Source organism: Mycobacterium sp. NGS15 (assembly GCF_059813245.1).
The window spans coordinates 1-459 of sequence record NZ_JCALEF010000020.1; the positions used below are offsets into that span (position 1 = coordinate 1).

The following is a 459-nucleotide window of genomic DNA, read 5'->3' on the forward strand; positions in this document are numbered from 1 at the left end:
TGGCCCGGCGCCGGATCGGCGATGCCGAACAGTTAGCGCCGCGGAAGGCGTTGACCGGGGAAGAGTTGGCGCCGCAGCTGCCGAATGTGGCCGCCGCCCTTGGCCGCGGCGAGGTCGGTGAGGAGCATGTGCGGATCATTCGGCAGTTCTTCGATCGGCTGCCGGTGGTGGTGGATGCACCGACCCGCCAGGCCGCCGAACAACAGCTGGCCGCGATGGCCGTTCAGTTTCGGCCCGAGGCGCTGCGGGCCGGGGCCGAGCAGATGATGGCGCTACTCAACCCCGATGGTGAGTTTTCCGAGGTGGATCGGGCCCGGCGCCGCGGTGTGACGATCGGGCAGCAAGGATTCGACGGCATGTCACCCATCAGCGGCCTGTTGGATCCGGAAACCCGCGCCTATCTGGATGCGGTGTTCGCCAAACTCGCCGCACCCGGCATGTGCAACCCCACCGACCAAA

The 459-nt window shown here is 67.8% G+C and carries 1 protein-coding gene; it reads left to right on the forward strand.

Translation table 11 applies throughout. The features are described 5' to 3' along the window. Positions 1 to 459, forward strand: a 459-nt coding sequence (locus AC5Y5C_RS24870) for a DUF222 domain-containing protein (RefSeq protein ID WP_499977340.1), incomplete at both ends; no start/stop codon positions are given.